At 40.2% G+C, this 4,381-nt stretch carries 3 protein-coding genes; all 3 read right to left on the reverse strand.

The window, feature by feature from the left end:
* Window positions 1-83: 83 nt before the first annotated feature.
* Window positions 84-584: a DUF4079 domain-containing protein gene (locus tag F6K54_RS41055; RefSeq protein ID WP_293090251.1), complete on the reverse strand. Its 501-nt coding sequence runs from the start codon at window positions 582-584 to the stop codon at window positions 84-86.
* A gap of 273 nt (window positions 585-857) precedes the next feature.
* On the reverse strand, window positions 858-1,757 hold the full coding sequence (glyQ, locus tag F6K54_RS41060; RefSeq protein ID WP_293090253.1) for a glycine--tRNA ligase subunit alpha: 900 nt from the start codon (window positions 1,755-1,757) through the stop codon (window positions 858-860).
* Between the two features lie 310 nt (window positions 1,758-2,067).
* Window positions 2,068-3,453 (reverse strand): cytochrome 450, encoded by a 1,386-nt coding sequence (locus tag F6K54_RS41065; protein WP_293090255.1) that lies wholly within the window; start codon window positions 3,451-3,453, stop codon window positions 2,068-2,070.
* Window positions 3,454-4,381: the final 928 nt, after the last annotated feature.

Here is a 4,381-nt window from a genome sequence, read left to right on the forward strand (position 1 = left end):
GACACCATAATACCCTGCCGCCTATGCATGGCGTGACATATTTTTTCATACCTTATCAAACTTTACTGACTATATATTAGAACTTATAGAAAGGTTTGACAAGGTTTTTGGGAAACTATTACTGCTCTTAAACCCAACACTGCATGAACAAACATGATACAAAGTGCGATGCTACCAAGGTAAGCGTGAGCAGTCCGCAATACAGCTTGATTTCCACCAAATTTTGTTACGGAGATAAAACCATTTGTTGCCAGTAACGCCAATACTGCCGAACCAGTCCAAAAATGAGGACTTTCAAATATTTGCTGTTCTTGCATCACTAGAGATAATATTCCACCCGTATAACCTAATGCCATAAATAAAAACATAAATGGTGCCATCTTACGGTGGTTAGAGGCACTTTCAACAGCTATGGCTTCATCAGTAACTACTCGTCTACGCCATCCAGTAAAGCCCACAAAGCTACCCATAACAAATACAACGATCGCCATCATCAATGGATGTCCCCAATGTACAATTGGTTCTGGTGTACCGAAATTGCGGAATATGTCAGCTATTGGTTCTAAATATTCTCTGATTTCCATTTCTTTCTCTGGTGGTAGTTTTTGCTTTTTTTGTTCAAAGTTTAAGTTTATCAGACAGGACTTACGCAAAAGCACTACATATAGAAGATAAAAACTATCGCACTATGGTAAATATAGTGTTTGTGTCAGAAAAATGCCTAAATCCTGTCAAAATAATTGGGTCTAAAACCCCGCTTTGACTTGATTGGCGAAATGTTTTTGCAGGCTTGCTCAAATCCTCATTACAAAAATAATTTTTGACTTTTGACTTTTGACTTTTGAATTATGACTTCATTAAGCTACTGCTCTAGCCCGATCCTCTGGGTTAGCTTTCAGCAATGGAAAGTTAAGACTTTCCCGTTGTTGTAAATAAAGTTGACCGACTTTGCGTGCTAGATTACGAATTCTGCCAATGTAACGAGTGCGTTCGGTGACAGAAATTACCCCTCTAGCATCAAGTAAGTTAAAACTATGAGAACATTTGAGAACGTAATCAAGACTTGGTAAGACTAATCCTTGTTTTGTTAGTTGTTCGGCTTCTTTTTCATAGAGACCAAAGAGAGTAAATAAAAACTCAGGATTAGATGCCTCAAAATTATAGGTACATTGTTCAATTTCTCCCTGAAGATAAACGTCTCCATAAGTTATGTTATCGGTCCAAGCTATTTTTGTCATCGCATCTACTTCTTGGAGATACATAGCAAGGCGTTCTAAACCATAAGTAATTTCGATGCACACTGGTCGGCAATCTATACTACCACATTGTTGAAAGTAGGTAAACTGCGTAATTTCCATGCCATCAAGCCAAACCTCCCAACCTACTCCCCAAGCTCCTAGAGTGGGAGATTCCCAGTTGTCTTCTACGAAACGAATATCGTGGTCTTCTGGGCGAATACCCAGAGCGCGGAGGGAGTCTAGATAAACATCCTGAATGTTATTGGGAGAAGGTTTGATCAGGACTTGATATTGGTAGTAGTGTTGAAAGCGGTTGGGGTTTTCCCCATAACGTCCATCAGTAGGGCGACGACAGGGTTCGACATAAGCAACTGACCAAGGTTCAGGACCGATCGCCCGCAGAAACGTGTGGGGATTCATTGTACCTGCTCCTTTTTCAGTATCATAAGGTAGAGCGATGAGACAGCCGCGATCGCTCCAGAACTGATTTAAGGTGGCTATGACTGATTGGAAATTCACAGGATTTTATTTGATTTTGAGTTTATTTGAAATCAGAGATTTTCAACATTTTGGGAGGAAACACTTTTGTGATTTTCCCAATTTCCACCTTCTTTTAACATAGAATAATTACCTTGTCAACTTCCATTATTCCTAGCGCTGTTTCATTCTAAATTTTTGCACTTCTCTCAAAGCCTGACTGGGAGAAAGTTATGAGCATTTCTACTTCTTTGGGTGAAAAGTCAACTTTTAATCATAAATTAAGAGCCTCTATCCCCGTGTCTCCGTTTCTCCGCATCCCCGTGTCTATCGAGAATGAAACAGCCCTGCATTATTCCTGTTCCCTGTTCTCTGCGCTAAAAGTTGAACGTCGTACCTTACCTAAAGCGATCGTGACATCTATAAGCATATTCATTGCTACATCTTTACCAGGACAGATGCGTCCAGCACTACGATCGCCTACAGAATGGAAACCCATGTGGTAAGGGCAAAGATTTTCTCGGTTGGCATCAAATTGATAGGTTGTCGGACCCCAAAAGTTCTCGTCTAATAATCCTAAACTCATAGGAATTAATATTTTTGTACCAGCAGGAAAAGTTTGATATCTTTCAGCTATTGTCAATGTAAAAGCATCGGTTGCTACTTTATGGGAGGCACTAACGGGTGCCCAGAGACGGGAACATTCTAGGAGATATAGTCCTACCGATTCTCGGTTATCTAGGTCGAGTTCATCCCAATAATGAGTAGGGTTAATTTCAGATGTATTTCGTCCTTTGTAAGCAGGAAGAGGCCGATCGCCCATGGCAGTTTGACCAAGATGTAGAGGACCTTGTAAAGCTGCTATACTCAGAACAGATATCATCAGTTTGGCTAGTTCTCGTCTTGTCATGCCATTATACCCATCGCTCTGTTCGTTAAAGCTAGCTAACACAGGGGAATTTTCATATATGGTTGCTGCTTGATCGATCAACTCTGAAATTCCTCCATGCCCAAATATGTTTAACTCTTCTAAGATAGTACTAACACCTGCAAAGTAGCGTAGTGTACCCTGGCGTGTATAGTGTAAATCTGTGAGGAGGTCCATTGTAGCCTTATCGTTAGGGTCTAACTGAAATAAAACATAGTGAATATACTCAATTAGAAATCGTTTCCAACCCCGTTCATCCTCGCTAAAAAAAGCCCCACCAGGGCCATGAGGCATATCTGTATAATCTGTTGCCAACTTTTCAATAAGTTGTCTGGCGATCGCATCTTGCTGGCGTGCTATTGAGGAGTCATTGAGAATATAATCCTGTACACATCTACGGAAAGCTTCATGGTCATTATTACCTGTTGCTTCTTGGTCTGACAGTGCCAGTAGGAAAACGTTTCTGCCGCCTACATCTTGATTAGGCAAATGATTTGCTTCTAGTGCGGTGGTGCCTAAGCGCCATGTTCGAGCTTGGGGAGAAGTCAGTGCTGTTTCTATGGCTTCAAATTCGCCCATTACTACCTGGCCAGCGCAACAAAAGTTTGGTCCTAAAACTAGGCGTTTCTGGTCTAGGTATGTAGGAAGATTTGCTACTAAGCCTTCTATGAAGATAATTATTGGCAGCAAGACTTTGCTAAAGATATTTTCTGGATGTTGAAGTGCCCAGATTTGAAAATTATTCAGCCAAATATCTATCAATGATGCTGTATAGGTTGGTTGTTGTCTTGGCGGGGTGGTTGAAGTCATATTGTTTCTCTCTGTGGTTGTTGAAAAATTGGGGGCATCATACCGTTTCACTAAAGTCAGAAGTCAAAACTCAGAAGTCAGAAGTGACATTAATGGAACTTAAAACCTTGATTATACAGTAATTTCAGCTTATTATTTTACTTTATCAGTTATATCATGTCCGGATAAAAGCGTGATAAAAAACTTTCTCCTTCTCCTCCTCTTTCTTCTTGTTTATTTCCTCCTAACCAGAAAATAAGGTCTCATATAGAATCCGGTTGAATACTTATTATATGAGATGGGGAGATGGGGAGATGGGGAGATGGGGAGATGGGGAGATGGGGAGGTGGGGAGGTGGGGAGATGGGGAGATTTAATATTGAAGTGTAGATAGAATTATAAACATATACTGTATAACCGGATTCTATATCAAGCTTCCTGCCCTTTCAAGGGGAGGGATGGCTCCGAAACCTGTGCCATATCCAATCGACAAGAGAAAATAAAGTTCAATATTTCAAACCTCTGACTTGAACTAGAGGTACTGTTAACGCAGTTCCTCCCATAGGAGGCTAACTGATAACTGAAATGACTCCTGACTCCTCCGTCATTTATTTATAACTGTTCAACCGGACATGATATTACTGAATAATTAATTATTAATAATTAAATAATTCTGGTTTAAAGCCTCCTCTTTTGTAAGCATTCAGCCGTCAGCTATCAGCTATCAGCTATTTCTTTTAGTAGGTGATAAAAGTTTTATTAATTGAGCTAGAAAAATCTGACTACAAAAGTCAGCTCCAAAGTCTATATTCATTTAAACCCCCTTTTTTTGCGCTCGAATTGAGAGCTAATAGCTGAATGCTTACCCTCTTTTAAGGGGAAAAAAGCGGTCGAGGGATGGCTCCGAAACCTGCACCATATCTAATCAACTAAGAAAAGAAATAATATTT

The sequence above is a fragment of the Okeania sp. SIO3B5 genome, from assembly GCF_010692555.1.
GTDB lineage: Bacteria > Cyanobacteriota > Cyanobacteriia > Cyanobacteriales > Microcoleaceae > Okeania.